Annotated in this window: 22 protein-coding genes and 1 pseudogene; 5 read left to right on the forward strand and 18 right to left on the reverse strand. The window is 65.9% G+C overall.

Annotated features, from left to right (window positions below):
* Nucleotides 1-22: 22 nt before the first annotated feature.
* Genes FPH17_RS00295 through dop form a run of 4 tightly spaced genes read right to left on the reverse strand, consistent with a single transcriptional unit; the run spans nucleotide 23 to nucleotide 5,100 of the window.
* Entirely contained in the window at nucleotides 23-1,978 is a 1,956-nt protein-coding gene (locus tag FPH17_RS00295) for a helix-turn-helix transcriptional regulator (RefSeq protein ID WP_154878254.1), read from the reverse strand.
* 32 nt (nucleotides 1,979-2,010) lie between these two features.
* Nucleotides 2,011-3,402 (reverse strand): Pup--protein ligase, encoded by a 1,392-nt coding sequence (gene pafA / locus FPH17_RS00300; protein ID WP_154878255.1) that lies wholly within the window; start codon nucleotides 3,400-3,402, stop codon nucleotides 2,011-2,013.
* Nucleotides 3,403-3,407: 5 nt separating this feature from the next.
* Nucleotides 3,408-3,596, reverse strand: coding sequence for a ubiquitin-like protein Pup (locus FPH17_RS00305; RefSeq protein WP_154878256.1), 189 nt, complete (start codon nucleotides 3,594-3,596; stop codon nucleotides 3,408-3,410).
* Nucleotides 3,589-5,100: a depupylase/deamidase Dop gene (gene dop / locus FPH17_RS00310; RefSeq protein WP_154878257.1), complete on the reverse strand. Its 1,512-nt coding sequence runs from the start codon at nucleotides 5,098-5,100 to the stop codon at nucleotides 3,589-3,591. The genes FPH17_RS00305 and dop overlap by 8 nt, the downstream gene beginning before the upstream one ends.
* Nucleotides 5,101-5,167: 67 nt before the next feature.
* Here dop and FPH17_RS00315 point away from each other — a divergent pair, with 67 nt between their 5' ends.
* Entirely contained in the window at nucleotides 5,168-6,655 is a 1,488-nt protein-coding gene (locus tag FPH17_RS00315) for a peptide MFS transporter (protein ID WP_154878258.1), read from the forward strand.
* Between the two features lie 106 nt (nucleotides 6,656-6,761).
* On the opposite strand, the gene pdxS is transcribed toward FPH17_RS00315, so the two are convergent.
* Nucleotides 6,762-7,646 (reverse strand): pyridoxal 5'-phosphate synthase lyase subunit PdxS, encoded by an 885-nt coding sequence (gene pdxS / locus FPH17_RS00320; RefSeq protein ID WP_095536145.1) that lies wholly within the window; start codon nucleotides 7,644-7,646, stop codon nucleotides 6,762-6,764.
* A gap of 79 nt (nucleotides 7,647-7,725) precedes the next feature.
* Here pdxS and pdxR point away from each other — a divergent pair, with 79 nt between their 5' ends.
* Nucleotides 7,726-9,090, forward strand: a complete 1,365-nt coding sequence (gene pdxR / locus FPH17_RS00325) for a MocR-like pyridoxine biosynthesis transcription factor PdxR (RefSeq protein ID WP_154878259.1) — start codon at nucleotides 7,726-7,728, stop codon at nucleotides 9,088-9,090.
* Nucleotide 9,091: 1 nt separating this feature from the next.
* Here the strand turns inward: pdxR and FPH17_RS00330 are convergent.
* The 4 genes and pseudogenes from FPH17_RS00330 to FPH17_RS00345 form a co-directional block, all read right to left on the reverse strand.
* Nucleotides 9,092-9,823 (reverse strand): annotated as a pseudogene (locus tag FPH17_RS00330) (bile acid:sodium symporter family protein); the annotation flags it as partial.
* 119 nt (nucleotides 9,824-9,942) lie between these two features.
* On the reverse strand, nucleotides 9,943-11,493 hold the full coding sequence (arc, locus tag FPH17_RS00335) for a proteasome ATPase (protein ID WP_154878261.1): 1,551 nt from the start codon (nucleotides 11,491-11,493) through the stop codon (nucleotides 9,943-9,945).
* A 30-nt stretch (nucleotides 11,494-11,523) separates the two neighbouring features.
* Complete coding sequence (locus FPH17_RS00340) at nucleotides 11,524-12,357, reverse strand: tRNA (adenine-N1)-methyltransferase (RefSeq protein ID WP_095276590.1); 834 nt, start codon at nucleotides 12,355-12,357, stop codon at nucleotides 11,524-11,526.
* Nucleotides 12,358-12,372: 15 nt separating this feature from the next.
* Nucleotides 12,373-13,596, reverse strand: coding sequence for a M18 family aminopeptidase (locus FPH17_RS00345; RefSeq protein ID WP_154878262.1), 1,224 nt, complete (start codon nucleotides 13,594-13,596; stop codon nucleotides 12,373-12,375).
* A gap of 26 nt (nucleotides 13,597-13,622) precedes the next feature.
* Here FPH17_RS00345 and FPH17_RS00350 point away from each other — a divergent pair, with 26 nt between their 5' ends.
* Nucleotides 13,623-14,447 (forward strand): RecB family exonuclease, encoded by an 825-nt coding sequence (locus FPH17_RS00350; protein WP_414437229.1) that lies wholly within the window; start codon nucleotides 13,623-13,625, stop codon nucleotides 14,445-14,447.
* On the opposite strand, the gene FPH17_RS00355 is transcribed toward FPH17_RS00350, so the two are convergent.
* The 9 genes from FPH17_RS00355 to FPH17_RS00395 all read right to left on the reverse strand — a co-directional run bounded on the left by FPH17_RS00355 (nucleotide 14,444) and on the right by FPH17_RS00395 (nucleotide 23,570).
* Complete coding sequence (locus FPH17_RS00355) at nucleotides 14,444-16,144, reverse strand: formate--tetrahydrofolate ligase (RefSeq protein ID WP_154878264.1); 1,701 nt, start codon at nucleotides 16,142-16,144, stop codon at nucleotides 14,444-14,446. The genes FPH17_RS00350 and FPH17_RS00355 overlap by 4 nt on opposite strands.
* A gap of 49 nt (nucleotides 16,145-16,193) precedes the next feature.
* Nucleotides 16,194-17,501, reverse strand: coding sequence for an anaerobic C4-dicarboxylate transporter (locus FPH17_RS00360; RefSeq protein ID WP_154878567.1), 1,308 nt, complete (start codon nucleotides 17,499-17,501; stop codon nucleotides 16,194-16,196).
* A 187-nt stretch (nucleotides 17,502-17,688) separates the two neighbouring features.
* Complete coding sequence (gene aspA, locus FPH17_RS00365; RefSeq protein WP_154878265.1) at nucleotides 17,689-19,113, reverse strand: aspartate ammonia-lyase; 1,425 nt, start codon at nucleotides 19,111-19,113, stop codon at nucleotides 17,689-17,691.
* 61 nt (nucleotides 19,114-19,174) lie between these two features.
* Entirely contained in the window at nucleotides 19,175-20,023 is an 849-nt protein-coding gene (gene hisG / locus FPH17_RS00370) for an ATP phosphoribosyltransferase (protein ID WP_154878568.1), read from the reverse strand.
* 33 nt (nucleotides 20,024-20,056) lie between these two features.
* Nucleotides 20,057-20,320, reverse strand: a complete 264-nt coding sequence (locus FPH17_RS00375) for a phosphoribosyl-ATP diphosphatase (RefSeq protein ID WP_154878266.1) — start codon at nucleotides 20,318-20,320, stop codon at nucleotides 20,057-20,059.
* 11 nt (nucleotides 20,321-20,331) lie between these two features.
* The gene (locus tag FPH17_RS00380; protein WP_269150538.1) at nucleotides 20,332-21,045 is read right to left on the reverse strand and encodes an HAD family hydrolase; all 714 of its coding nucleotides are present in this window, start codon (nucleotides 21,043-21,045) and stop codon (nucleotides 20,332-20,334) included.
* Entirely contained in the window at nucleotides 21,011-21,415 is a 405-nt protein-coding gene (locus FPH17_RS00385) for a hypothetical protein (protein WP_154878268.1), read from the reverse strand. Before FPH17_RS00385 ends, FPH17_RS00380 begins: the two co-directional genes overlap by 35 nt.
* Before the next feature lie 9 nt (nucleotides 21,416-21,424).
* Nucleotides 21,425-22,645 (reverse strand): cysteine--1-D-myo-inosityl 2-amino-2-deoxy-alpha-D-glucopyranoside ligase, encoded by a 1,221-nt coding sequence (mshC, locus tag FPH17_RS00390; RefSeq protein ID WP_154878269.1) that lies wholly within the window; start codon nucleotides 22,643-22,645, stop codon nucleotides 21,425-21,427.
* Between the two features lie 67 nt (nucleotides 22,646-22,712).
* Nucleotides 22,713-23,570 (reverse strand): undecaprenyl-diphosphate phosphatase, encoded by an 858-nt coding sequence (locus tag FPH17_RS00395; RefSeq protein WP_154878270.1) that lies wholly within the window; start codon nucleotides 23,568-23,570, stop codon nucleotides 22,713-22,715.
* A gap of 85 nt (nucleotides 23,571-23,655) precedes the next feature.
* Here FPH17_RS00395 and FPH17_RS00400 point away from each other — a divergent pair, with 85 nt between their 5' ends.
* Nucleotides 23,656-24,747 carry a YncE family protein gene (locus FPH17_RS00400; protein ID WP_244288028.1) on the forward strand — a complete coding sequence of 364 codons (1,092 nt, stop codon included), beginning with the start codon at nucleotides 23,656-23,658 and terminating at the stop codon, nucleotides 24,745-24,747.
* 23 nt (nucleotides 24,748-24,770) lie between these two features.
* Nucleotides 24,771-25,901, forward strand: coding sequence for a quinone-dependent dihydroorotate dehydrogenase (locus FPH17_RS00405; protein WP_154878569.1), 1,131 nt, complete (start codon nucleotides 24,771-24,773; stop codon nucleotides 25,899-25,901).
* Nucleotides 25,902-25,907: the final 6 nt, after the last annotated feature.

The raw sequence follows: 25,907 nt of genomic DNA on the forward strand, positions 1-25,907 counted from the left end.
GAATTTCTCAATATCTAACGCGTCATCTTAACGCGTCGAGCGCGCGAAGTGAACGCTCGCGCACCGTGTCCACCAAGCTTTCCGGTTCCACCAAGCGCAGTCGGTCCGCGTGGGCCAGGCAGAACCTCACCAGCCAGTCCTCACTGCCAAAGCGGAACGTCGCAGGCACCCACGTTCCGGTGCCGCCCGCCTCGTCGATCTCCAGTTCCCAGTAGTCGGCCATCCACGTCGCGTCGCTGCGCACAAGCAGTTGCGCGAGTGGCGCATCGGCCAGTCCGAAAGGGTTGTCGGGGTCAAGGGGCGCGACGCTTATCGACGCCTCCGCGTCCCCCTCCCCCTGCCTGACCTCACGAATCCGGTCGAGCCGGAAGGACTTGACGCGGTCGCCGTCGAGCGCCTGCAGGTACGCCTGCTCGTCGCGTTGAAACACGCCGACCGGGGATACGGTTCGCTCGGTCACCCGGTCCGAGGAAGCGGAATAGTAGCGGAGCTCGAGCTGCTTGCCGGCGTCGATTGCCTGGCGGATTTCCTGCGCGACGGACCCCAGGCCGCCGACCTGGTCCACGTCCGCTACCCCGCGCTTCCGGTTGACACGGCGGATCTTGTCCGCGGCGGAGCGCACGGCGTCGACGTTGACCAGGCCGGGCAGCGTCTCGAGCGATTCGAGCAGGAGCAGCAGCGCGTGGGCCTCGGTGGGCTTGAGGTGGAGTGGCGCGGTGAGACCCTGGTCATCCAGGACGGTCACACCGCGCCAGGTGTGCTCGAGGTCGAACATCTCGCCCGGGCCGCGCCCGACCCCGGAAAGCAGGAGCCGGTTGAGGTCGTCGCGGACCTCGTCCACGCTGGACCCGAGGTCGCGAGCGATCTCCATAAGTGATTTCCCCTGGTGCCTCGTGATGTACGGCAGGAGGTTGAGGAGGCGGACGAGCCTGGTTGACCCGGTGGCGTTTCCGTGACCCGTGGGACGCTTGCTCCCCGAGTCCTCCGGAGATGGGGCCTTGACACTCGTTGCGCTGCGGAGCGGGGCGTCGTGGGGCGTGGCGGATTGTTTAAGCAGGGCGATGACCTGTTCGCGGACCGTCTCCGGATCCACGGCGACCAGGTCGGCGGCGTGGGCCGCCGATGTGCGCACCACCCAGTCGAGCTCAGCGTCGTGCAGACGAATCTCGTCGCGGTCCGCACGAGCGTCGCCCCGGGCGCCCGGCGCGCGAGTGCCGGCGGCGGCGAGTTCCTCACAGGTGCCGCGGCGTACGGTGACAATGGCGTCGGTGACCGGTCCGCGCAGCACGTCGCGAACCAGCTCCCCGGTGTTCTCCGGCGACTGGTGGAAGTCCTCGGTCTCGCGCACGAGGGTCACGTTGGCGACGCGGACCAGCCGGAAGATGCGGTCGGCGTCGCGCTCGATGTCCCACCCTACGAGGTAGGCGCGGTTGTTCAGCGAGACGATGTCCCACGGGTCCAACGTCCGGCGCTGCGGGGGCCCTCCGCCGGCTGGGGTGAAGTCGAACGAGACTCGCTTCTGCAGCTCAATCGCGGCGAGGAGGTTGTGGAATGCCTGCGGGTCGATCCGATTGGCGTCGCTGGCCGCAGAGGTCAACGGCGCGCTGTCAAATACGCGGGTCGCGCCGGACGCCGCGAGCTTGGTCCAGCCGGAGCGGGCAAACGCGCCGAGCGAGCCGCCAGTGCTGAGATCCACCGCCAAACCCACGGCGCTCGCCTCTTCTTCGGTGAGGTCGACGGGTTCCAGCTCGTAGCGGTCCCGGTCCATGGTGAGGGTCCCGCCGGAATACGCAATAGGCACTCCTGCCCGGCGCAGCGCCTCAACATCGCGCCGGATCTTCACGCGTAACGCTTCGGTCTCCAGGTCCTGGTAGCCGTCCACGTTGCGGGCAACCCACTCCGACTCGCGGTCGTGCGAGGACCCCAGCATGGCAAAGGCCAGATTCGCCTGCCGGACTTCCGGTTCGAGCTCTGCCACGTAACTGCCTTTCTCCCTCGTCCCCGGTCCGGCTAGTCGGCGGCGTCCATCGCGCGGATATGTGCGATGAACTCGTCGACGCGCTGGTCCTCGGTAGCGAAGGGATCGAGCAGCTCCAAGGTGCGGGGTTCCGGGCGGTTGGTTTTCAGGTGGACCCAGTCCACATTGTGGTCCATCCCCGCCGAGCGCGCAGCGCTGAGGAACCGGCCGCGCAACGACGCGCGCGTCGTCTCCGGCGGTGCCGTCGCGGCGTGGGCGATCGCTTCGTCGGTGGTCCACCGGCGCACTAGGCCCTTGCGCTCCAGGAGGTAAAACAGCCCGCGCTCGCGGTTGATGTCGTGGTAGGTCAGGTCGATCTGCGCGAGCTTTGGATGGTCCCACTCCGCCCCGAGTTTGTCCTTGACCTGGAGCAACAACTTTCGCTTGATCACCCAGTCAATCTCTTGGTCCACGCCGGAGAAGTCTTGCGACGCAATTGCGTCCAGGGTGCGTTGCCACAAGTCAATGACGCGTGCCATTTCCTCGTTCGGCGTGCCCTCGTCCGGCCGGGACTCCAACCAGCGCCGTGCGGCATCCAACGTGGCCTGCTGGACCTCGAGCGCGGTGACTGTGCCCCCGCTCTTGAGCGCGAGTGGGGTCTGGCCCGTGGGGTCCGCCGCGATGTCGCGGATGTGATCGATGGCGTTGTCGAGGGTGAAATCCGGGAGATCGAAGCCAGCTTCGAGCATCTCAATGACCAACAGTGTCGAGCCGACCTTGAGCGCGAACGTCGGTTCCGCCATGTTCGAGTCGCCGACGATGACGTGCATACGGCGGAAGCGGTGGGAATCGCCGTGGGGTTCGTCGCGGGTGTTGATGATCGGCCGGGTGCGGGTGGTGGCCGAGGAGACGCCCTCCCACACCTGGTCCGCCCGCTGCGAGAGGACGAAGCGCCCCTTCTTGATCATCCCGGCTCCGCAGAGAAGTTGGCGGGTGATGAGGAACGGCAGCAGCTGCATGCCGAACGACTTCAGGGCGAGCTCGCGGCTGATCAGGTAGTTTTCGTGCGTGCCGTAGGAGTTGCCCTTCGAGTCCACGTTGTTTTTGAACAGGAAGACTTTGCCGCCCACACGGTCCCGCTCGAGCGCCTGCTCTGCTTGCGTGGCGAGGTCGCTGAAGATGACCTCGCCCGCCTTGTCGTAGTTGAGCAGCTGGGTGACCGAGTCACATTCGGCGGTGGCGTACTCGGGGTGCGAGCCAACGTCGAGGTAGAGGCGCGACGCGTTGTCGGTGAAGATGTTGGAGCTGCGGTGCTCGGCGACGACCGGGCGAAAGAGGTAGCGGGAGATCTCCTCGGGTGTGAGCACGGCCTTGCCGTGCTCGAACGCGGTGACGCCAAACTCGGTCTCCACGCCCATGATGCGGCGGGGGTAGACGGTGGCCATGCGGGTTACTGCCCGCCCTTCTGCACGAACGAGCGCACGAACTCCTCGGCGTTGGTGTCCAGCAGGGCGTCAATCTCGTCGAGGATGTCGTCGGTGCCAGAGGTATTCAGCTGGGCCTGCCCGGCATCAACGGCGCCCTCGTCCGCGCCGTCGTCGCCGTGGTTGCCGCCTTGTACAAACTGCTGCTTAGACATGATGCGATTCTAATCCTTTCAGTAGCGATTCGACGGTGTCGGCGCGCTCGATAAGCCCGCCGACCTCCGCCTTGGTCAAACCGTCGACCTCGTCCATGGCGAACCGGAACGGCTGGCCGCCCACCGCAAAGAGGACGGACTGCCAGCTTGACGCGATGATGTTCTCGCCGAACTTCTCGCTCACCTTGCCGCGGAACCACGCCCGTGAGTCCTCCGGCGGCACGGTCACGGCTCGGCGGATTGCTTCCTCGCCCACGAGCGTGCGCATCTGTCCCTTGCGCACGAGGGCGTGGTACAGCGACTTCGCGGGGTCAATGTCGGCGTATTGGATGTCTATCAGCTTGAGCTTCGGGTCCGAGATGGGCACGCCGCGCTCCAGGTACCGGCTGATGAGGGCCCACTTCGCCGTCCAATCCAGGCGGTCTGCGGTAGACAGCGGGTCGCGCTCGAGGTCGTCGAGCACCTCGCCCCACAGGCGCAGGACCTTTGCATCGACCTCGTCCAGGTCCGGGAGCGCTGCGGCACGGTCGCGGTACTCGCGCAGGAGGTCGATTGCGGTGAGCCGGCGCCCGTCGGCAAGCAACAGGCGATGCGTGCACGTTGGGTCGTGGGAGACCTGCTTGATCTCGTCAACGGCGTTGGTGAGCCGCAGGTCGCTGAAGTCGACGTCAGCCTCGATGCAGTCGAGCACGAGCTTGGTCATCCCCAGCTTGAGGAAGTTGGAGAACTGGCTCATGTTCGCATCGCCAACGATGACGTGCAGGCGGCGGAACTTGGTGGCCAGTGCGTGCGGTTCGTCGCGCGTGTTCACGATGCCGCGGTTGAGCGTGGTTTCCAGCGAGACTTCCTGCTCGAAGTAGTCCGCGCGCTGCGAGATCTGGAAGCCGTCGCGCTCGGATTCCTGGCCAATGCCCACGCGGCCTGCGCCGATGATGACCTGGCGGGTGACAAAGAACGGGACGAGCGCCTGGGTGAGCCGCGAGAAGTCGGTCTGGCGGGAGTACTGATAGTTCTCGTGGCTGCCGTAGGACTGGCCTTTGCCATCAACGTTGTTTTTGTAAAACTTCAGCGGCGGGCACGGCGCGGTCTTGTCCAGCACGCTGACCTGCTGCTCCCACAGCTCGCGGATGTCCGCCGCGGCCTTGTTGAGGACGTAGTCCCCGGCAGCGTCATAGATCATCGCGTCCCATGCGTTGGACACCTCCGGCGAGGAGTACTCGGGGTGGCCGTGGTCGACGTAGTAGCGCGCGCCGTTGGTGGTCACCACGTTGGCCACGCCCATCGCGTTCGGGTCCACCACGGGAACCGTGCGGTAGCGCTGCAGATCGAACCCGCGGGTGTCTTTGAGCGGTGCTTCCTCCTCGTAGTCCCAGCGGGAGCGGGCGGCCGTATTCATCGCGGCATACGCCACCACCGCGTGCGTCGAAGTGAGCAGCGGGCTTATCGACGGGTCGTCCGGGGTCGTGATCCCGTACTCGGTCTCGGTCCCCATGTAACGTGTCATACTGAACTACCGTACTCGTTGGTATGCCTATTTGTGTGAAAAATGCATACTGGCGTATTTTATTTACATGAGTTCTGAGACCCTCGCAAGCGACCCAGGTGTAGTGCCGAAGGAACGTAAATTCTTCGGTCAGCCCTGGGGACTCGCTAACCTCTTCGGCATTGAGCTGTGGGAGCGCTTCAGCTTCTACGGCATGCAGGCCCTCCTGGCCTTCTACATGTACTACTCCACCACTGAAGGTGGTCTGGGCATTGACCAGACCACGGCGCTTAACCTCGTGGGCGCCTACGGTGGCTTCGTCTACATGATGGCGCTGGTCGCCTCGTTTGTGGGTGACCGGTTGCTTGGCGCGGAGCGCACACTGTTCTACTCCGCGATCCTGGTGATGGTCGGACACATCGTCCTCGCCCTTGTGCCTGGCGGTCTAGGCCTTGCCACTGGCTTGGTGTGCATCGGTATAGGCTCCGGTGGAGTCAAAACGTCCTCGCAGGTGGTGCTCGGCGATTTGTACTCGCGTGAGGATCCCCGCCGAGACGCTGGCTTCTCCATCTTCTACATGTCGGTCAATATTGGTTCCCTATTTGGCCCGGCGTTGACTGGCCTAGTGTGGGGCAAGGCCGGTTTCCACTGGGGCTTTGGGCTTGCCGCGATCGGAATGGCAATGGGACTGACGCAGTACATCATTATGCGGAAGTCTTCCATCGGCGCTGTCGGATCTGAAGTTCCAAATCCACTGCCGCGCGAGCGGCGTGGTGTGTGGGCGATTGGTGCAATTGCTGTCGTTGTTGTCGTAGTCGCGCTGCTGGTCACCGGCATTGTTCCGCTCGGATCGCTGTCGTGGATCGTGTTTGCTATCGCTCTTATCGCCACGATTTACCTGTTGTGGGAAATGTTCCACTCTGATGAAGTTACCCCTGCTGAGAAGTCGCGTCTAACCGGCTACATTCCGCTCCTGTTTGGTTCTGTGGCGTTTTTCGCGATCTTTCAATCCCAATTCACTGTGGTCGCGGTCTACTCCGATCAGCGCGCTAACCTGAATTTCTTGATGTGGGAGCTCACGCCGGCCCAGGTACAGGCGTTTAACCCTTTCTTCATCGTGGTCTTCTCCCCCATCTTTGCAGCCATGTGGACTGCGCTGGGGCAGCGCCAGTGGTCATCTGCGGTGAAGTTTGGTGTGGCAAACTTGGTTACAGGTAGCGCGCTCTTCTTCTTCCTGCCGTACGCGGGTGGTGGTCCGAAGTCGACGCCGCTGCTGGTCTTGGTGATTATCCTCTTTATGTTCACGATGGGCGAGCTGCTGTTGTCTCCTGTGGGCAACTCGCTGGCAACGAAGGTAGCACCTGAGGCGTTTAAATCTCGGCTGTTTGCTGCCTGGTTGATGTCGCTGTCTATGGGCACGGCGCTATCTGGCGTGCTCGGCTCGCTGTACAACCCTGATGATGCCTCCGCCGAGCGGACGTTCTTCATTACGCTGTCGGTGATCACCATTGTGCTTGGCGTAGTGTTGATCTCGATTCGTCGCTGGGTGCTGAAGAAGTTCGTCGACGTGCGCTAGCGCGCCTCGCTTCACGACGCCACCGCGTCCCCATCCCAACCACAAAGCCGGCCCCTCGGGGCCGGCTTTCCTCGTTACCTCAGTTCCGCGACGAGCGGGGCGTGCGCTACCAGCCGCGCTCTGCCAGGCGGTGCGGTGCGGGCAGGTCAGCAACGTTGATGCCCACCATCGCCTCGCCCAGGCCGCGGGACGCCTCGGTGACGACGGCGATGTCGTCCCAGTTGCGCACGGCCTTGACCACTGCCTTGGCGCGTGCCTCCGGGTTCCCGGACTTGAAGATGCCGGAGCCGACGAAGACGCCGTCGGCGCCGAGCTCCATCATCAGCGCGGCGTCGGCAGGCGTTGCCACGCCGCCGGCGGTAAACAGCGGCACCGGCAGCTTGCCGTGTTCCGCGACGTAGCAGACCAGCTCGTAGGGTGCCTGCAGCTCCTTAGCGGCGACGTAGAGCTCGTCGCGGTTGGCGTTGTAGGTGGCTTGCAGCGCTGCGATCTCGCTGCGGATGGCGCGCATGTGCTTCGTGGCTTCGGAGACGTCACCAGTGCCGGCCTCGCCCTTGGAGCGGATCATCGCGGCGCCCTCGTTGACGCGGCGCAGCGCCTCGCCGAGGTTGGTAGCGCCGCAGACGAAGGGAACGTCGAAGGCGCGCTTGTCCACGTGGTGGGCGTAATCGGCGGGGCTGAGCACCTCGGACTCATCGATGTAGTGGATGCCCAGGTGCTCGAGGACGCGCGCCTCCATGGTGTGACCGATGCGGGCCTTCGCCATCACCGGGATGTTTACGGCGTTCAGAATGCCCTCGATGAGGTCGGGGTCGGACATGCGGGCGACGCCGCCCTCAGCGCGGATGTCCGCGGGTACGCGCTCGAGCGCCATGACGGCCACGGCACCGGCCGCTTCGGCGATCTTCGCCTGCTCCGGCGTGACGACGTCCATGATCACGCCGCCCTTGAACGAGTTGGTGAGTTCTGCAAACTTGGTGAAATCTGTCATAGTGCTCCATTGTCTGAGCACAACTGGTAGATTCCAAGGTCCAGTATCATTTTCATTCCTTGTACCAGTTGGTGATCATGTGCTCCTCAGCATCTCCCCCGAGCTGCCCATCCCCTTGCCCACGCAGATCGCACAGCAGATTCGGCTCGCGGTCACCAATGGCACGCTGCAGCCCGGAGACACGGTCTCCAGCACACGCGCACTCGCCCGCCAGCTCGGCGTCTCCCGTGGCACGGTCGTTACCGCCTACGACCAACTCATCAGTGAGGGCTTCCTTCTCGCTGCACAGGGCGCACCGACTCGGATCCACCCGGCGCTCACGCTTGCGCCACCGGCGCAGGAGCCGCAGCGCGACACGCGCCCAAGGACGACACCCCGCCCTCGGGTGTCGTTGCGGCCGTCCGCGGGCAGCGCCGGCGCAGTGCGCCCGGCCGCGTGGCGCAAGGCCTGGAGGGACGCCCTTAACGCGGACGGTGCCAGCCTGGATAAGACCGGAGAACCAGAACTCAGAGCCGCCATCGCCGAGCACCTGCGCCTCGCGCGTGGCATACAGGTCGACCCCGCACACGTGGTGGTCACTGGAGGATCGCGCGAAGGGCTGCAGCTCATCCTGTACACACTGGGGTCGCGGCTGCGCGTGGGCGTTGAAGACCCGGGCCACCCCGGCCTGCGTCGCGTGATCCCCCTCAGCGGACACGAGGTGGTCCCCTGCACCACCGATCCCGGCGGGGTGGTCGTGGGCGAGCTTTCAGACCGCCTCAACGCGCTCTTGGTCACTCCGTCCCACCTGTACCCTTTTGGCGGTGCGATGAGCGCCTCGCGCCGCTCCTCCCTGCTCAACTGGGCAACGCGGACCGGCGCCGTGCTCATCGAGGACGACTTCAACACCGAGCTGCGCTACCTCATCTCGCCACAGCCTCCGCTCGCGGCGCTATCACCGGGCGCCGACGTGCTCACGCTCGGCACGTTCTCCACGCTCCTCTCCCGCGAGCTCGCCGCGGGGTATGTCGTGGCCTCCCCCACGCTTGCTCCCGCGCTGCGAGAGACCCGAGAGCTCCTGGGAATGCCTGTGGCCACGGTGACGCAGCGCGCCATCGCGCACCTCCTCGACCGCGGGTACGTGCGCCGAAACGCGCGTGCAGCACACAATCGGCTCGCGCGACGGCGCAAAGCCGTTGCCGCCGCGGTGGTCCCCGCCCTGGAGGCGCGCGGCGCGCGGGTGACCGTGCCGGAAGCAGGCGGCGCGGACGTTACCGCCGAGTTTCCCACCGTTGCGCTGCGGCAACAGTTCGAGGACCAGCTTGCCGCCAGCGGCGTGGAGTGCGGCCACGAGTCCAGCCTGTGGTCGGGTGGTGGGGATGGGCTTGTCCTGAGCTTTTCGCACCTGACGGATGAGGACTTCGAGTACGCGCTCGAGGCCATCCACCCGGGAAAGACGGCCTGACCTAGCCAGCTGCGGCCGCGACCGCAGCGCGACGCGGGGGCTCGCCGGCAGGTGCCCCCGCCTTCCGGCGTACTGCCCAGGCGTAGATCGCGCCGGTGATGTTGTGTAGCACCGCGGCGACCGCGCCGGGCAGCGCCGCCTCCGGGGAGAAGAACTTGCTGGCCATGCCACTTGCAAGACCCGCCGACTGCGTGCCCACCTCGATCGCCACCGTCCGGCGGTAGCTCGCTGGCTGCCCTGTCACCTTCGCCGTGAAGTAGCCCAGCAGGTAGCCGAGCGCGTTGTGCAGCAGCACCGCCGCGAACACGAGCAGCCCGACCTCGATGAGCGCCTCGTGGTTCTTCGCCACGGTTGGGAAGACCACGCCGCCAATGCCCAGGATGGAGATCCACGGCAGCACCGGAGCGATCTTGCCCATCCACGCATCGAGCGCGTAGCGCAGCGCGATCCCGCCGATCACCGGGATGAGCACGGTCTGCGCGAGCGACCAGGCCATCCCCGCGCCGTCCACCGCCACGTCAGTGCCGGCGAGCAGCAGCATGATAACCGGGGTCATGATCGGGGCGAGCAGCGTGGAAACGCTCGTCATCGCCACGGACAGCGCGACATCTCTCTTGGCCAGATACGCGATCACGTTCGAGGAGGTGCCGCCGGGAACCGAGCCCAGCATGAGCAGCCCCACCGCAAGCGCAGCGCTCAGGCCCAGGAGCTTGGCCACCGCGACCGCGCCGAGCGATCTTCCTGTGTATTCATGGCGAACTCCTACTCACTCTGTGGGATGAAATTCCGCATAACGGAATATGGGTGAGTATAAGTGATACCGCGCACACTTTTGGGCGTTTCGCTCGATTGCTACCCGACGACCTCCGCGGCCACCACTCGCTTGCCCTGCCGGCCGGAGATGCGCGCCCACTCATCGGGGTTCGCCGTGTTCGGCATATCTTCGCTCTCGTCCTGCTCAGCGCGCACGGCCGCCCGGAGATGTTCCGCGGTAATCCCCTTCTGCATCCCGCCGAGCTGCTTATCGACGCCCACCGCCCCGATCCAGTCCTTAATCGCCAGCTTCTTCGCGCGGTCCACCACGTTGGCGATCATCGCGCCGGAGATGAAGTCGGAATAGTGGAGGAGCTGCGACGTGCCGTCGACAAGCTCCAAGCGCACGAACGGACGCGGGGCGAACATGGCGTCGGCGGCCGCGGCAATGAGCTCCTCGGGTGCCGCAGCGAGCGGGATGTCGGGCGTGATGTAGCGGGCGAGGATGTCTTCGGCCTCCGCGCGGTTTGGGCGCGAGACGCGCACCTTGATGTCCAGGCGGCCGGGGCGCAGGATGGCGGGGTCGATGAGCTCCTCGCGGTTGGTTGCGCCGATGACGATGACATTGGCGATGCCCTCGACGCCGTCGATTTCGGTAAGCAGCTGCGGCACCACGGTGGTTTCCATGTCGGAGCTGACCCCGGAGCCGCGGGTGCGGAAGATGGACTCCATCTCGTCGAAAAACACGATGACGGGGCGGCCACCCTCGGCCAGCTCGCGGGCGCGCTCGAAGATAAGCCGGATGCGTCGCTCGGTCTCACCGACGAACTTGTTCAGCAGCTCGGGGCCCTTGACGTTGATGAAGTGGGCCTGTCCCCCGTCGCCGATGCGCTGAGACAGCGAGTTGGCCACGGCCTTGGCAATCAGCGTTTTGCCGCACCCGGGCGGACCGTAGAGTAGAAGCCCCTTCGGCGGGGTGAGGTCGAACTCTCGATAGAGGTCCGGGTGCGAGAACGGGAGCTCGACCGAGTCCTGGATCATCTCAATCTGCGAGCTCAGTCCGCCGATGTCGGCGTAGGTGACGTCCGGAACCTCGTCGAGGGAAAGCTGGTTGACCTGGGTCTTAGGGATGCGCTCGAAGGCGTACCCGGCGCGGGTGTCCACCAGGACCGTATCGCCTGCGCGTGCGTGCTCCCGGAGTGGCTGCGCGAGGTAGACCAGGTGCTCGGCACCCTGTTGGTCCGCAATGATGGCGCGCTCCGTGCCAATCTTCTCGGACAGGGTGGCGAGCTGGCCGACGGCCTCGTACCCGCAGGACTCAACGACGATGGCGCCGTCGCCCAGGCGGACCAGCGTGCCCGGGCGCAGCGCGTCCGGCGAGACGGTCGGCGCGACCTTGACGCGCATGCGGCGTCCGGAGGTAAACACCTCGGCCTCGTGGCCGCGCGGGGATCCCTCGAGGAACACCCCATACGTCGACGCCGGCTCGCCGAGTGCTTCTACCTGCGCATACAGGTCGTTGAGCTTGTCGCGGCTCGCTTTAAGCAGCTCCGCCAGCTTTGTGTTCCGCGAACTCATCGCCTGATTCTCGCGTTTGAGCTCTCGCAGCTCCGGGCCGAATGCGTCGTCGTTGATTGTGTTGCCAGCCATACCCACCACACTAGTGGGTGCGGGTAACAGCTACTTGCGTGCCCGGCGTTGCGGGCGCGGCGGCGTGACGCCGTCGGCAAGCCTGCGGGTCCACACGAGAAATGCCGTGTGCGCGTTCATGCGGTGCTCCGGGCGGGTGGCCAGGCCCTCCACCTTCCACTCACGCAGCAGCGTCTCCCAGGCGCGCGGCTCGGTGAAGCACTTCGCCTCGCGGATCGCTTCCATAATGTTCATCAGCTGCGGCACGGTGGCCACGTACGTCATGAACACACCGCCGGGGATGAGCACGTTTTTCACCGTGTCGATGAAGTGCCAGGGCTCGACCATGTCCAGGATGACGCGGTCGACCGGGCCGTCGAGGTCCTCGGTGGTGATCTCGCCGAAGTCGCCTAAGCGCGGGGTCCACCACTCCGGGGTGCCGTTAAAGTAATCGGCCACGTTGTCCTTGGCAAAGGCGAGGTGATCGTCGCGGATTTCGTAGGAGAACACGCGGCCCTCGGGCCCGACCGCGCGCAACAGCGACATGGTCAGCGCGCCGGAGCCCGCGCCCGCCTCCAGCACGCGCGCGCCCATAAAGATGTCGCCCTCCACCAGGATCTGCGCGGCGTCTTTGGGATAAATCACCGCGGCGCCGCGCGGCATGGACAGCACGTGGTCGACCAGGAGGTGGCGGAAGCACAGGTAGTCACTGCCCAGCGTGGATTTGACCACCGAGCCTTCGTCCGCGCCGATGATGTCATCGTGCATGACGATGCCCTTGTGCGTGTGGAACTGGCCGCCCTCGACCAATTGGATCGTAAAATGACGGCGTTTCGCGTCGGTGAGCTGGACTTTGTCTCCTGCTTGGAACGGGCCTGAATACATGCGCCTAAGTATGCCCTACTCGGCTCGCGCACCGTAAAACGCGGTGAGCGCGCGGACGAAGTACTCCATGTCGCGCGCGCCGCACAACTCGCGCGCCGAGTGCATCGACAGCAGCGGCACTCCCACGTCGACGGTGCGGATGCCCATGCGCGTCGATGAGATCGGCCCGATCGTGGATCCGCAGGGCACGCTGTTGTTGCCCACGAAGGTTTGCGAGGGCACCTCGGCCGCGCGGCAGGCGCGGAGCCACTCCGCCTCGGTGACCGCGTCCGAGGCGTAGCGCTGATTCGCGTTGATCTTGAGCACCGGCCCCCCGTTGAGGCGCGGCCGGTGCGTCGGGTCGTGCTTCTCCGGGTAGTTCGGGTGGACGGCGTGCGCCGCATCCGCGGAGACCTGGAACGATTCAGCGAACACGTCGAAGGGTTCGCCGAGCTCACGGGCGATGCGGGTCAGCACGCGCTCGAGGAGCGGGCCGCCGGCACCGGTGGTCGATGCGGAGCCGACCTCCTCGTGGTTGAATGCGGCGAGCACCAAGATGTCCTGGGCGGTGTCCTTCGCGGCCAGCAACGCCTCGAGCGACGCCCACACGCTGGAAAGGTTGTCCAGGCGCCCGGCGGCGAGCAAGTCCCCGAGCAGCTCGCCGCGCTGCGCGTCGGCGGTGATGAGCTCGTGGGCCACGATGCGCTGCGGGTCCACGCCGGCCGCCTCACCGACGAGCTCCATGAGCGGTTGGTTGACGCCGAGGACGGGCGGTGTGTGCGCCTGGCGCTCCACCGTGGGCGCGTCGGCGCGGTAGAGGTGGATTGCCAGGTTGGGCACGCGGGCGACGGCGCCGGTATCCACGAGGTGCTGCGCGCCGTCATCGGTGACCACCCGCCCGGCAAAGCGCAGGTCTCGGTCCAGCCACGTCTGCAGGATTGGTCCGCCGTACACCTCCACCGCCACCTGGCGCAGGCCCTCGCGCTGGAAGTCCGGCTGCGGTTTGGCCATCAGGCCCGGCGAGTCCGTGTGGGAGCCGACGATGCGGAAGCGCGGTCGCGGGCGCTCGGGGACCCACCACGCGATCACGGCACCGCCGTCGACCAGGACGTGTCCGCCGGGTGCGGCCGGGGCGGAGGGAGCGGGCGACGTGGCGTCGATAAGCGAAAAGCCCTGCGCGGTGAGTGCCTGCGCGACGTTGTGCGCGGCGTGGAAGGCGCTGGGGCTGGTGTGGAGGAAGTCGATGAAGCGAGCGTGCATACCTCCACTCTAAGATGTGGGACACGATGACTCCACGACCGCTCGCACTTTCCCCGTCCCGCGCCTCCGACTACCAGCGCTGCCCGCTGCAATACCGGCTGCGCACCATTGACAAGATTCCGGAGCCGACCACGGAAGCGCAGGTCAAAGGCACATTGGTGCACGCGGTGCTCGAGGAAATGTTCGGTTGGCCGCGTGCGGAGCGCACGTTCCCGGCCGCCGTCAAGCGCATCAAGCCGGCGTGGGAGGAAATGTGCGAGAAGGACCCGAGCTGCGCGGAGCCGATTGACAACGAACTGGCGCTCTTCCAAGCCGCACGCGAGCTGCTTCGCGGGTACTTCCACATGGAAAATCCGCTCGGTTTCGACGCGCACGAGCAGGAAATGTACGTGAACACCGTCCTGCCCAATGGGGTGCCCGTGCGCGGGTTCATCGACCGTGTGGACATCGCGCCCACGGGCGAGGTTCGCGTGGTGGACTATAAGACCGGGAAGAAACCACTGCCCCGCTACTCGCAGGACGCGCAGTTCCAGATGCGGTTTTACGCGCTCGTGTACTGGCGGCTGTTCCAGACCATCCCCACCCAGCTGCGGCTGATGTACCTCAAGGTTATGGACTCGATGATCCTCACCCCGTCGCGCGAGGAGCTGGAGTACTTCGAGCGCGACCTCGCGGACTTGTGGGCGAAGATCGAGGCGGACGGGAAGGAGGGGCACTTCCGGCCGAAGAAGTCCAAGCTGTGCGGCTGGTGCGCGTTCCAGGACCTGTGCCCCGAGTTCGGCGGGACGCCGCCGGAGTACCCGGGCTGGCCGGGCTCCGCGGCGGACGGCACCACCTCGCCAGAGGACTAGAACAGCCCGGAGACGCGGCCCTCGCCGTCGACGTCGATGTTGTTCGCCGCCGGCTTCTTAGGCAGGCCGGGCATGGTCATGACGTCGCCGGTCAGCGCGACGACGAACCCGGCACCGGTGCGCGGGATGAGGTTGCGCACGTGCAGCGTGTGTCCCTCCGGGGCGCCGAGCTGCTGCGGGTCGTCCGAGAATGAGTACTGCGTCTTCGATACACACACCGGCAGCGTGTCAAAGCCGTTGTCCTTGAGCATCTTGAGGTCGCGCAGAGCAGCCGTCGAGTACTGGACGTCGTCTGCACGGTAGATCTCGCGCGCGATGGTCTCGATGGAGGCCTCAATACCGTTGGCCGGGTCGTAGAGCTGCGTTGACGTGCCCTCGGTCAGGTTGTCCAGCAGCGTGGTCGCCAGCTCCGTGGCCCCCTCGCCACCCTTAGCCCACACGTCGGCCTCCGCGATGGCCACGCCGGTGCGCTCAGCCCAGTCGCGGACCCACTTAAGCTCCGCCGGCGTGTCCGTGTCGAAGCGGTTGAGGGCGACCACCGGGGTCACGCCGAACTTGCGGATGTTGTCCACGTGGCGCTCCAGGTTCGCAATCCCCTGCTCCAGCGCATCGACGTTTTCCTGCTTGAGTTCCTCGCGCGCGATGCCGGCGTTGTACTTGATCGAGCGAACGGTGGCGACGACGACTGCACCGGCGACGTCCAGGTCGCCGTAGCGTGCCTTGATGTCAAAGAACTTCTCCGCGCCCAGGTCGGAGCCGAAGCCGGCCTCCGTGAGCACGATGTCCGCGTACTGCATCGCGGTGCGGGTGGCCAGCAGCGTGTTGCAGCCGTGCGCGATGTTGGCAAAGGGGCCGCCGTGGATAAACGCGGGCGTGCCGCCGAGGGTCTGTACCAGGTTCGGGTGAATCGCCTGCTTGAGCAGTGCTGCCATCGCCCCTTCCGCGCCGAGGTCGCCCGCGGTGACCGGCTTCTGGTCGTAGGTGAGGCCGATGGTGATGTTGGCCAGGCGCCGCTTGAGGTCCTGCAGGTCCGTGGCCAGGCCGAGGATAGCCATGATCTCCGAGGCGGCGGTGATGGTGAACCCGGTCTGCGCCGGAACACCGCTGGTCGGCCCGCCGAGGCCGGTGACCACGTTACGCAGGGAGCGGTCGTTGACGTCCAGGCAGCGCTGCCAAGTGACGCGGCGTGGGTCGATGCCCAGCTCGTTGCCCTGGTGGATGTGGTTATCAATCAGCGCCGCGAGCGTGTTGTTGGCCGAGGTGATGGCGTGGAAGTCACCGGTGAAGTGGAGGTTGATGTCCTCCATCGGCACGACCTGTGCGTAGCCGCCACCGGCCGCGCCGCCCTTGATCCCCATGACGGGGCCGAGGGAGGGCTCGCGCAGCGCGACCATGGCGTTGTGGCCGAGGAGCGAGAGGGCGTCGGTAAGCCCGATGAGCACCGTTGACTTGCCCTCCCCGGCGGGGGTTGGGGACACGCCGGTGACCAGGACAAGCTTCGCTTTCGGCTGACCCGGGTGCTTGGTCACGTCAACCTTGGCCATGTGCGTGCCGTACGGGATGAGCGCGTCGGCCGAAACGCCGGCCTTCGCCGCAATGTCCGAGATGGGCGCGAGTTGGTGCGCCTGTGCGATCTCAACGTCGGATTTCGGGGTGTGGTTTTGGGACGCAGATTGCGTTGCTGTGGTGTCTGACATACCACCACAGTACCCGGTGCCTGGGGCGCCACCCCCGTGCGATGCGCTGTTAGAGCACGAGGACGCCGATGCCGTACCCCAGCAGGATCGCCGTAGAGATGCAGACGACGCCGGGGGCGATAAACGGGTGGTCAAAAACATATTTGCCGATGCGGGTACTGCCGGTGTCATCCATTTCCACCGCCGCGAGCAGCGTCGGGTAGGTCGGCAGCACGAACAGCGCCGAGACCGCCGGGAAGGCGGCGACGGCGGTGAGCGGGCTCACTCCGATGGCGAGCGCTGCCGGCATGAGCGCCTTCGCCGTTGCCGCCTGCGAGTACAGCAGGCACGCGGCGAAGAAGAGGACCACGGCCAGCAGCCACGGCTGCGCCTGCAGCACGGTGCCGGCGACCGCCTGGATGTCGTCGATGTAGTAGTTGATAAATGTCGTGCCGAGCCACGCCACGCCCAGGACGCACACGCAGGCGGACATCCCGGAGCGGAACACCTGGGTGGTGAGCACCTCGGCCGCTGCGTGCTTGGTCACCCAGAGGATGATGGCGGCGGCCGACAGCATGATCGCCATGATGGCCTCGTTGCGTGGCACCGTCGGGTTCGGGATGAGCCCGATCTGGTCCGAAATCAACGTGGCGTAGGCCATCACGATGAGGATCGCGGCGACGAAGATGCCCACCGAGGTTCTCGCGCCCGCCTTCGGTGCGAACTCCGCGGACGCCTGCGGCTGCGCGACGAGCCCGTCAGCCACACGCTGCTGGTACACGGGGTCGTCCCCGAGATCCTTGCCCAGGCGATTGGCCAGCCACGCCGTGGGGAAGATGGCCAGCAGCGTCGCCGGGAGCATCACCGCGAGCAGTTGCAGGTAGCCCACCCCGTGATCCTCCAGGATAGAGGCCATGAACACGACGGCCGCGGAGATCGGCGAGGCCACAATAGCCATCTGTGAGGCAATGACCGCGACAGAAAGCGGCCGCGACGGACGCACCTTGCCCTCCTTCGCCACCTCAACGATCACGGGGAGTGTGGAGAAGGCGGTGTGGCCGGTGCCCGCCAGCACCGTCATCAGCCAGGTGACCACAGGCGCGTACACGGTCACCCGCTTCGGGTTACTGCGCAGGAACTTCTCCGCCAGGTACACCAGGTAGTCCATTCCGCCGGCGAGCTGCATGGCGGAGATCGCCGCGATCACGCACATGATGATGCCGATGACGTCGAACGGGATCGCTTCCGCGCTCACCGGGATGCCGGTCGCGCCGAGGAGCAGCACCCCGAGCCCGCCAGCAAAACCGATAGCAATGGACCCCATCCGCGCGCCCAGCACAATGGCGCCGAACAGGATGATGATGTGCACGACGAGCAGCAGCGACACAGACCATTCCCCTCACGAGTTCAACGAATATAAATCGCGTACCATTATCGCCCGGATGGTACGACCATTCCAACTCGCGGTGCGTGCCCCTCCCCTGCAACGCGGGTGCCTGTGCCTATCGACGCCACGCCACCGGCACCCGCGCACCCCCGATCAATGTGGCGTGCTCGTTGTCGGCCTAGTCTTCGTCGACGTAGAGCTTCCCGCGGTACTCCGGGTGCATGAGGTTTTCCTTGCTCAGCACCGCGTCGAGCTCCTCCTCGCTGAGCAGGCCCTTCTCCAGGACGAGCTCGCGGACGCCGCGGCCGGTCGCCGCGGCCTCTTTGCCAATCAGGTCGCCGTTGTGGTGGCCAATCACCGGGTTGAGGTAGGTGATGATGCCGATCGAGTTGGCAACGTAGGCCTCGCACACCTCCTTGTTGGCGGTGATCCCGGTGACGCACTTCTCGCGCAGCGTGCGCGCCGCGTTGGAGAGCAGCGAAATCGAGCTGAACAGTGACTGCGCGATCACCGGCTCCATCACATTGAGCTGCAGCTGGCCGGCCTCCGCCGCCATGGAGACGGTGAGGTCGTTGCCAAACACCTTGAAGCAAGCCTGGTTGACTACCTCGGGGATGACCGGGTTCACCTTCGCCGGCATGATCGACGAGCCGGCCTGTCGCTCCGGCAGGTTGATCTCGTTGAGGCCGGCGCGCGGCCCGGAGGACAGCAGGCGCAGGTCGTTGCTGATCTTGGACATCTTCATCGCAGCGCGCTTGATCGCGCCGTGCATCATGACGTAGCCGCCGGTGTCCGAGGTCGCCTCGATTAGGTTCGGGGACGCCTGGATCTCCAGCTCGGTGACCTCGCGCAGCGCCGCAACAACCTGGTCGCGGTAGCCCTTCGGCGTGTTGATGCCGGTGCCGATGGCGGTCGCACCGAGGTTGATCTCCAGGAGCACGTTCGCGGCGTTGACCAACGTGCGGTTCTCCTCGCCCAGGTTCTCGCCGAAGGCGGTGAACTCCTCCCCCAGCGTCATCGGGACGGCGTCCTGGAGCTGCGTACGGCCCATCTTGATGATGTCTGCAAACTCATCGCCCTTGGCGCGGAACGCCTTCTGCAGGAGGTCGAATTCCTCGATGAGGCCCTGGACGGCGTAGTACAAGCCGAGGCGGAAGCCGGTCGGGTACGCGTCGTTCGTCGACTGCGACATGTTCACGTCGTCGTTCGGGTTGATCTCGCTGTAATCGCCCTTGTCCTTGCCAATGTGCTCCAGCGCAAGGTTCGCCACGACCTCGTTGGTGTTCATGTTCACCGAGGTGCCGGCGCCGCCCTGGAACGCGTCGATCGGGAACTGGTCCATGCAGCGCCCTTCTTCCAGGATCTGGTCGCAGGCCCACACGATCGCCTCCGCCTTCGCCTTGGGCAGCGCATGCAGGCGGCGGTTGGCCAGCGCCGCAGCCTTTTTCACCTGCACCATGCCGCGAATAAAATCGGGCACATCATTGATCGTTTCGCTGGAGATCTGGAAGTTCTCCATGGCGCGCAGGGTGTGGATGCCGTAGTAGACGTCCGCCGGGACGTCCATCGTGCCGAGCAGGTCTTCTTCTTTGCGAGTCGTCATGCGGACCATCGTACGGAACGGACTCTTACCGTTCGTCATTTGCCCGCTTCGGGGGTGAAAACTAGAGGCGCGCGATGCGCAGCTCGGTGGCAATCGTGCCCTCTGTGCCCAGCTCAGCGAGCTGATCCATCACCTGGTTAGCCGTCGCGCGCGGGACCATCGCGCGGACCGCGACCCAGTCCTCGCGCGACAGCGGCGAGACCGTCGGCCCCGTGATACCCGGGGTCAGCGCCAGGACCGCGTCGAGGTTATCGCGGCAGACGTTGTAGTCGATCATCAGGTAGTTGTGCGCGTTGAGGATGCCCTCGATGCGGTTGAGAACCTTCACGTGGGCGTCGTCAAGCTGCATGCCCTGGCGCTTCACGACGACCGCCGCGCTGGAAATAATCGGCTCGCCGAACGGAGCGAGCCCCTGCTGGCGGAGGGTGGCGCCCGTGGAGACGACGTCCGCGATCACGTCGGCGACGCCGAGCTTGATTGAGATCTCCACTGCCCCGTCGAGGCGGATGACCTGGCTGGGGGTAATCCCGCGCTGGGCGAGGTAGTCCTCCACGAGGTGCGGGTAGGAGGTGGCGATGCGCTTGCCTGCGAGGTCCTCGACCGCCCACTGCTCGCCCTGCTTCGCGGCAAAGCAGAAGGTGGAGGAGCCGAACCCGAGGTCCAGGACTTCCTCGACCTGCGCGCGGGAGTCTGCGGCGAGGTCGCGGCCGGTAATTCCCAGGTCGAGGTGGCCCTGGGCAACGTAGATGGCGATGTCCTTCGGGCGGAGGAAGAAGAACTCGACGCCGTTGGGCTCGTCAACAATATTGAGCGCCTTGTTCGCGCCGCGGCCCTTGTACCCGGCCTCCTTGAGCACCTGCAGCGCGTGCTCCGAGAGCGAACCCTTATTTGGAACGGCGAGCTTGATCAACGACTTCTCCATGGGTGGTTCTCCGCTGGGGATCTAGAGGTACTTGTACAGGTCGTCCGGGGTGAGGCCGCGCTTGAGCATCATCACCTGAGTCCAATAGAGCAGCTGGCTCATCTCTTCGGCCAGCTCCTCGTCCGACTGGTATTCGGCGGCGATCCAGACCTCGCCGGCTTCCTCGATGATCTTCTTCCCAATGAAATGCTCGCCCTTGTCCAAGGCGTCAACCGTGCCGGACTCAGCCGGGCGGTCCGCGGTCTTTTGGGTCAGTTCTGCGAAAAGATCATCGAAGGATTTCACGCCTTCAAACCTTAGCGGACCTCGCGCGCCGCCGTGGCAAACCAGGAAAAGAGATCCTCCGCGGTGGCGCCAACAAAGCGAGCCGGGTCGAATTGGTAGACCCCGCTCGGGACCGGGTCGCCGAGCCCGAGGACGCGGCACCCGGACGCCGCGGCGGCGGACATGCCAGTCCAGGAGTCCTCCACCACGAGACACTCCGCGGTGGGAGCACCAACCCGGCGCGCTGCCTCTTCGTACATGTCGGGTGCCGGCTTGGGGCGGGTGACCTCGTCGCCCGTGATGGAGTCCGTGAACAGTGCCGTGCCGATGGCCGCGATACAGCGGTCCGCCAGGGCGCGCTCCGTGTTCGTTGTGACAAACATGGGCACCCCGGCAGCGCGCAGCTGTTCGAGCAGGGGGCGGATGCCCGGGTTGAGTTCGATACCGCCGGCCAACTTCTCGGCCATGCGCTGGTACATCCAGGCGCGGAGTTCGTCCTGCTCGCCGTTGGTAAGCTCGTAGCCCGCCCACCTCGCGCAGATGCCCAGAGATTCCGCGAAGCTCGCGCCCTCGGTCTTCTTGCGTTCTTCAGGGGACAGCCTGCGTCCGAGTTTCTCCGAGAGTTCGAACGTGGCCTCCGCCCAGAGGGGTTCGGTGTTGATGAGAGTGCCGTCCATGTCCCAGAAGATGGCTGCTGGAGCGGCGGTCGCGCTACTCAAAGTCGGGCAGCTCCCCGAGCGCCTCATCGTCCGCGCCGGAAGCGATTGCGGCGCGACGGACCACGTCCGTAAGCTCCGACTTCTCCTCCGGTTCCAGCACCGCGTACTCGTGCTTGGCGTTGAACTGCTCCAGGTTGCCGTAAAACGGCTGCACGAGCGCCTTCAACCGTTCTCCGTCCGGGGACGGCTCAATGAGGTCGAATGCGTCAAGGAACATCTCGATGATCTGCTTGAGCTCCGGCAGCGCCTCCGGGTCGAACGGCTGCTCCCACAGCTCCTTGTCGCTTTCTTGCAGGTAGGAGCCGGTGGCAAAGGTGCGGAGGTCATCGATGAACTGGTCAACGTCCGGCTGCAGTCGGGCGCGGATCGAGGTCTCTGGTTGCGTCATGCTTCCCATTGTGATCGACTACGCGAAAACGCGCACCCCGAGCAGGCCGTCGATCGCGTTCACCAGGATGTTGTCGTAGTCGCCGCGGGCCATGTCCAACACCCGCAGGGCGCGCGGGGTGTCCAGGTCGTCCGCCAGCGCGGTGCGCAGCTCGTTGACGTTGGCCAGCGCTTCCGCCTCCGTGACGGGCTGCGCGAGTCGCTCCTGCCAGCGGGCCAGGCGCTGCTCAGCAGCCTCGAGGCCGCGGTAGGAAAAGTCGCGGTCCTCGCGGTAGTGCCCGGCAAACACGGCGAGTCGGATCGCGGCGGCGCTGTGCCCCTGCGCGGTCAGCTTGTGCACGAACACGAGGTTGCCCAGCGACTTGGACATCTTCACGCCGTTGAGGGCGATCATGCCCGAGTGCACATAGTGGCCCGCCATGCGCGGTTCCGCGTAGGCCGCCTCCGCGTGCGCGGCGGAGAACTCGTGGTGCGGGAAGGCAAGGTCCGAACCGCCGCCCTGGATGGCAAACGTGTGCCCCAGCCGGTTCGTGGCAATCGCGGAGCACTCGACGTGCCATCCGGGGCGCCCCGGGCCGATCTTGGTCTGCCACGCGGGCTCGCCCTTACGGGGGCCGCGCCACACCAGTGCGTCGAGCGTATCCTGCTTGCCTTCGCGGTCGGGGTCGCCGCCGCGCTCTGCAAAGAAGGTTTCCATCGTGGCGCGGTCGTAGTTGGACTCATAGCCAAATTGCTCGGTGGCGTGAATGGACGCGTACACGTCGCCCTGGTCGAGGCGGTATGCGGAACCGTTGTCCAACAGCGTTTGCACCATGGCGGCAACTTCGTCGACAGCTTCCATTGCGCCGATGAAGTCGCGCGGCGGGATCACGGAGAGCTCCTCCATGTCACTGCGGAACAGGGCAATCTGGCTGCGGCCGAGCTCGCGCCAGTCCACGCCGTCACGATCCGCGCGCTCGAAGAGGGGGTCGTCCACGTCGGTGACGTTCTGGACGTAGTGCACCTTGTGGCCGTTGGCCAGCAGCTGTCGGTGCACAAGGTCAAAGGTCAGGTAGGTCGCGGCATGCCCGAGGTGCGTGGAATCGTACGGGGTAATGCCGCAGACGTACATGCCCACCTCTCCGTTGGCGTTCGGCGTGACGTCGACGGCGTGAACGTGTTGATCCGCGGTGTCGTACAGCTGCAGGGGGCGAGGGATGCCAGCCACAGCAGCGACATGAGGAGTAGGCCAGGATTGCATGGCCACTACCCTACCCACTGCTGCCGGGGGCGCCGCTAATCGACGCTGTGCGTTGGTCCCACGGCTCCTAGCCGGCCGCCATCACGCCGGTTCCCAGCAGCAGCATGACCACGAGGCCGAGCGGGATGCGGTACGCGGCGAACCAGGCGAAGGAGTGGTTGGACACGAACTTCAGCAGCCAGGCGATGGAGATGTAGCCAAGCACAAACGCGATGGCGGAACCGATGAGGAGTTGGCTGCCGCTGGCGGCTTGTCCGCTTTCGGGGTTGAAGGCGTCGGGAAGCGAAAAGAGGCCCGACGCGAGCACTGCGGGGATGGCGAGCAGGAAGCTAAAACGGGTGGCCACCTCGCGCTCGAGGTTGAGGAACAGGCCGCCGGAGATGGTGCCGCCGGAGCGGGAGACGCCCGGGATCAGCGCGAGGCACTGCCAGAAGCCCATGAGCACGGCGTCCTTCATGGTCAGGTCCTCGAAGCCGCGGGTCTTGGTGCCGCGGCGCTCCGCAAGGATGAAGACGAGCGAGAAAATGATGAGCACCGTCGCGGTAATCCAGAGGTTGCGGAAGTTGTCTCGGATGAGGTCCTTGAGCAGGACGCCCAACACCGCGACGGGGATGGTGCCGGCGATGACCATCCAACCCATGCGGTAGTCAAAACCGCGCTTGTCCTTGTTGGCAAGGCCGACGAACCAGCCGGAGAGGTAGCGCCAGATGTCCTTGGCAAAGTAGACCAGGACCGCGAGCTCGGTCCCCAGCTGGATGACGGCGGTGAAGCTCGCGCCGGCGTCTTCGCCCCAGAAGAGCTGCGAGACGATGCGGAGGTGCCCGGACGAAGAGACAGGGAGGAACTCGGTGAGCCCCTGCACGATGGAGAGGACGATGACCTGAACCCAGGACATGGATTCGGCCAACTGTGTCGGATCAGTCATGGCAGAACACACTACCCGTCGGTGGCTGCTGGGACCGAACACACACGGCCGGGGTAAAGCTAGCAGGTTGCTAGGGTAAAGGGTTGTGAAACACGGAAAGAGAATTGCCGTTGCGATCGCGGCCGCGACGTCCTTGGCGCTCAGCGCCTGCGGTTCGGATGTGACGGGTGACCAGCTGGAAGAAAGCATGGGCAACGCGACGCCCGATCCGTCGCCGCAGGCCTTAGACTTCGCCGGGGAGGTCCTCCCCTTCGACGCGATCGAAGACCTCGATACGACCGATGGTGTGATCGCCGTCCGCACCGCCAACGAACTCACGGTGGGCACGCTCGCGCAGCTGCAGGACGGCAGCGCCACCGCGCACCCACTTGCCCGCGAGTGCGGCGACGTCTCTGCAAACGCGGGCACCTTCGCGCTGGGCTGCGGCAACTCGATCATGCTGGTGCACGCCGACCATCCGGAGCAGGCGGACGCGCTCGATGTGGAAGAACACGTGACGTCCGCGACGGTGACCTCCAGTGGCGACGTACTCGCCGGCAGCAACAGCGAGCGCGACGTCTGGCTCTACCGCGACGGCGAGCTCGCGGACACCTTCTCGGTGGCGCGCGAGACCGACCAGCTCCAGGCCGTACCCGTCGACGGCCAGGCGGACAGCGTCGTGCGTACCAACCGCTTCGACACCACCGTCCAGGACATCGATTGGGGCAACGGGCGCCAGGGCGGCACACTGCGCGCAGGTCTCGGTGTGGGCAAGATCGCCGCCGGGGCGAATGGTCTGCTGCTTGCCGCCGATGCCACGGGCGACCAGCTGCTCGTCTACACCACGGACGACATCATCCGCCTGCACCAGATGGCCCCAGCCCCGGAAAGCCCGTGGGACGTCGCCTGGGACGCCCACAACCAGCTCGCGTGGGTCGCGTCCACGGCGAACAACACCGCCACCGGCTACGACATTTCGCGCGGCGTTCCGCTTCAGCGGGGCGAGCTGGCTACGGTGGGCGATGCGCAGAGCATTGCCACGCTTGACGACGCCACGCTGCTCATCGCCTCCGCCTCCGGCGGTGGCCTCCAGGTCGTTGGGCCGGACGAGCTCCACCTCGACGCACTGCCGGCGGCAACCGCGGCGGCGGACGCCCCGCCCCAACAGTCTCCTTCCTCCCAGCACAACGAGGGTTAATCATGACGTTTCTCCAGAAAGCAATGCACTCCCTGCCCAGCGGTACGCAACTGACCAAGGCTTCCGAAACGGCCTACGACGCAGCGTACGCCGCCGCGCTGAAGGCGATGTTCCTCCTTCCGCCCGAGCGCATTCACGGAATCATCAACGCAGGCTTGCGCGCGCTGCACGTGGCGAGCCCGGTGAACCGACTCGCCGAGCGCGTGGTGCGCGTGCACGACTCCGCGCTCGAGCAGGAGTGCTTCGGCGTTCGTTTCCCCGCGCCGCTGGGCCTTGCCGCCGGCTTTGACAAGAACGCGTCGTCCCTCGACGCGTGGGGCGCGCTCGGCTTCGGCTACGCGGAGGTCGGGACGGTCACGCCGAAGGCACAGCCCGGTAACCCGGCTCCGCGCCTGTTCCGCCTCCCCGCGGACAAGGCGATCCTCAACCGCATGGGGTTCAACAACGACGGCGCCCTGCCCGCCGCGCTGAACCTGGACGCCCGGAAGTCGGACGACATTGTGGGCATCAACATCGGCAAGAACAAGACGGCGACTGACGCGGTGGCGGACTACCGGGCTGGCGCCACCGTGCTTGGGCCACACGCCGACTACCTGGTGGTAAACGTGTCCTCGCCAAACACACCCGGCCTGCGCGACCTCCAGGCGGTTGAGGAGCTGCGCCCGATTCTCTCCGTCGTTGCAGAGTCCACCGACACTCCGGTGCTGGTCAAGATCGCCCCGGACCTCTCCGACGAGGACATCGACGCGGTCGCCGACCTGGCCGTGGAGCTGGGGCTCGCCGGCATCGTGGCCACCAACACGACTATTTCGCGCGAGGGGCTGCGCACCCCCGCGGATGAGGTGGAAGCGATGGGCGCCGGTGGCATTTCAGGCGCGCCGCTGAACGATCGCGCCCTTGAGGTCCTGCGCCGGCTGCACGCGCGCGTGGGCGACCAGCTGACGCTCATGAGCGTTGGCGGTATTTCCACGCCGGAGCAGGCGTGGGAGCGCATCGCCGCGGGCGCCAGCCTTCTCCAGGGCTACACCGGGTTCATCTACGGTGGTCCGGCCTGGATCAGCCGTATTCACCGCGGGATCGCTGCGCAGGTGCGCGCCCACGGGCTGGAAAACATCGCGCAGGCGGTGGGCAGCGAGCTGCCCTACCTGCGGTAGTCGCTC

The organism is Corynebacterium gottingense (assembly GCF_007559235.1).
Lineage (GTDB): Bacteria > Actinomycetota > Actinomycetes > Mycobacteriales > Mycobacteriaceae > Corynebacterium > Corynebacterium gottingense.